Genomic DNA, 2,643 nt, shown 5'->3' with positions numbered 1-2,643 from the left:
GCGCGCACGGAGGGCGGCGAAGGCGGCGAGGGCAACCCGCCCGCCGGAGGCGATGGGGCGGCCTGAGCTACAGGCCTACGTCGCGCTCGGCGCCAACCTGGGCCAGGCCGCGGCCGCCGTGCGCGGGGCCCTCGGCGCCCTGGACCACACCCCCGGCCTGCGGCTGGTGCGCGCCTCGTCCCTGTACCGCAGCGCGCCGCACGAGGCGCAAGGCCCCGACTTCGTCAACGCGGTGGCCGAGATCGCCACCACGCTCAGTGCGCCGGATCTGCTGGGCGCCCTGCAGGCCATCGAAACCGCGGCCGGCCGCGAACGGCCTTACCGCCACGCCCCGCGCACGCTCGACCTCGACCTGCTGTTCTACGGCGAGGGCCGCATCGATTCGCCCACGCTGACCGTTCCGCACCCGCGCTGGCGCGAGCGCGCCTTCGTGCTGCTGCCGCTGGCCGAGATCGCGCCCCACCGGGTGCCGGCCGAGGCCCTGGCCGCTGTGGCGGGCCAGGCCATCGAGCGGTTGCGCGGGGCCTGAGCGCCCTCAGGGGGCCAGCCGCTCGCGCACCCAGGCGCCGTCCTGCAGCCGGTAGCGCAGCCGGTCGTGCAGCCGGCTCTTGCGCCCCTGCCAGAACTGCCAGTTGTCCGGCACCAGCCGGTAGCCGCCCCAGTGCGGCGGGCGCGGCGGCTTGAGCAGGAACTGCGCGCCGTACTTCGCCGCGTTGGCCACCAGCACCGAGCGGCCCTCGATCACCTCGCTCTGCGGGCTGGCCCAGGCGCCGATGCGGCTGTCCAGCGGGCGGCTGTGGAAATAGGCGTCGCTTTCGTCGGCGCTGGTGAACTCCACCCGGCCCTCGATGCGCACCACCCGCTCGAGCTCCACCCAATGGAACTGCAGCGCCGCGTAGGGGTTGCCCGCCAGTTCGCGGCCCTTGCGGCTGTGGTAGTTGGTGTACCAGACGACGCCGCGCTCGTCGTAGCCCTTGATGAGCACGATGCGCGTGCTCGGGCGCAGGTCCGATCCCACGGTGGCCAGGGTCATGGCGTTGGGCTCGGGCACCTGGGCGGCGATGGCTTGCTGCAGCCATTGGTCGAACTGTTGCAGCGGGTCGGCGTGCGAGGCGTCCTCGCTCAACTCGGCCTTCTCGTAGCTCTTGCGCAGGTCGGCGATGTTCATGGCGGCAGTGTAGTGAGGCGGCCGATCAGTCGGCCAGTTGCAGCAGCTTTTCCAGCGCGTGGTCGTGGATGCCGTGGGCCTTGAGCCCTTCAAACGTGCGGCGGGCGTAGTCCAGCGTGGTGCCGTAGCGCCCGCAGGAGCGCGAGAAGATGTCGCGGTAGCGCTCGGGTGTGAGCTGGCCGGTGAAGCTGGGGCTGCGGCGCGAGAGCGTGAAGGCCAGCGCGCGCACGCTGCCCTGCGGGGTCTGCACCCGCAGCCACTTGGGGTCGTAGACGGGGTTGGGCATCTCGCGCGCCCACAGGCGTGGCATCAGCGCCTCCACCTGCTCGTGCGGCACGCGCAGCGCCAGGCCGTCGCAGCTGCCGCCCGACAGGAGCGCGAACACCAGGCCCGGGCATTCGGGCGTGCCGCGGTTGACGCGGCTCCACATCTGCAGGCCCCGGTGGTGCCCATGCACGCGGCCGGGGCGGCTCTCGACGGCCTCGAACTCGGGCCGCCAGACCAGCGAGGCGTAGCCGAACACCCAGAGGTCCGGGCGCTCGCCCTGGGCGCGCCAGTCGGCCAGGGTCTCGGCCATCATGGCCGCGCCGTCGCGCTGTTCGGGGATCCAGGTGCGCAGGGGCTTCATCCGGCCTGCCTACAATGCCGGATTCGCCGATTCACGCACACCACAGGAGCTTTTTGCATGGCCACACAGGATAACGAACCCGAACAACGCGTCGTCGCGGTCGTCCTGATTTCCCTCATCGCACTGATCATCGCTGGCGTACTGGGCCTGGGCGTGTTCAAGGCGCGCGGCGACAAGGCCGCTCCCGCGGCATCGGCCACCGCCGCGCCGGCGCCGGGCGCCATTGCCATTTCCGCCACCGACGCCAGCGTGGTGGTCGACAACGGTGTGGTGAAGTTCTATTTCGCCACCGGCAAGGCCGATCTGGCCTCCGGCGCGCTGGCCGCGCTGGCCGAGGCCATCGAGGCCGCCAAGGGCGGTTCGCGCCTGGTGGTCTCGGGCTTTCACGACGCCACCGGCGACCCGGCCTTCAACGCCGAGCTGGCCAAGCAGCGCGCCTTCGCGGTGCGCGACGCCCTGGTGGGCGCGGGCGTGGCGGAGAGCAGCCTGGAACTGAGCAAGCCGGCCGTGACCACCGGCACGGGCGCCGACGCCGAGGCGCGCCGGGTCGAGGTGGTGATCGTGCGCTGAGCGCGGCACCGTTCGCCAGACAAAAGGCCCGGTTCGACCGGGCCTTTTCATTGGGGGTGGGGCCTCAGCGCAAGCCCTGGCCGGCGGCGTGGTCGTCGGCGCGCTGGATCAGCTCGATCTTGTAGCCGTCCGGGTCCGTCACGAAGGCGATGACCGTGGTGCCGCCCTTGACCGGACCGGCCTCGCGCGTGACCTGGCCGCCCGCGGCCTTGATCTTCTCGCAGGCCGCGTAGGCGTCGGGCACGCCCAGGGCGATGTGGCCGTAGGCCGTGCCCAT

Annotated in this window: 5 protein-coding genes; 2 read left to right on the top strand and 3 right to left on the bottom strand. The window is 72.3% G+C overall.

Annotated elements, in window-relative coordinates; translation table 11 throughout:
* Positions 1-52 precede the first annotated feature (52 nt).
* Complete coding sequence (folK, locus tag BGO22_RS16635; protein WP_070397584.1) at positions 53-529, top strand: 2-amino-4-hydroxy-6-hydroxymethyldihydropteridine diphosphokinase; 477 nt, start codon at positions 53-55, stop codon at positions 527-529.
* A gap of 6 nt (positions 530-535) precedes the next feature.
* On the opposite strand, the gene pdxH is transcribed toward folK, so the two are convergent.
* On the bottom strand, positions 536-1,168 hold the full coding sequence (gene pdxH / locus BGO22_RS16630; RefSeq protein WP_070397585.1) for a pyridoxamine 5'-phosphate oxidase: 633 nt from the start codon (positions 1,166-1,168) through the stop codon (positions 536-538).
* A gap of 25 nt (positions 1,169-1,193) precedes the next feature.
* The gene (locus tag BGO22_RS16625) at positions 1,194-1,796 is read right to left on the bottom strand and encodes a gamma-glutamylcyclotransferase (protein WP_083292838.1); all 603 of its coding nucleotides are present in this window, start codon (positions 1,794-1,796) and stop codon (positions 1,194-1,196) included.
* Between the two features lie 57 nt (positions 1,797-1,853).
* Here BGO22_RS16625 and BGO22_RS16620 point away from each other — a divergent pair, with 57 nt between their 5' ends.
* Entirely contained in the window at positions 1,854-2,366 is a 513-nt protein-coding gene (locus BGO22_RS16620; protein WP_070397586.1) for an OmpA family protein, read from the top strand.
* A 64-nt stretch (positions 2,367-2,430) separates the two neighbouring features.
* On the opposite strand, the gene BGO22_RS16615 is transcribed toward BGO22_RS16620, so the two are convergent.
* The coding region (locus BGO22_RS16615) for a VOC family protein (protein ID WP_286851824.1) at positions 2,431-2,643 on the bottom strand (213 nt) is incomplete at its 5' end.

The sequence above is a fragment of the Hydrogenophaga sp. 70-12 genome, from assembly GCF_001897365.1.
Lineage (GTDB): Bacteria > Pseudomonadota > Gammaproteobacteria > Burkholderiales > Burkholderiaceae_C > Hydrogenophaga > Hydrogenophaga borbori.
The sequence above is the reverse complement of the archived record's forward strand: the minus strand, read 5'-3'. Positions and strand labels throughout refer to the sequence as shown.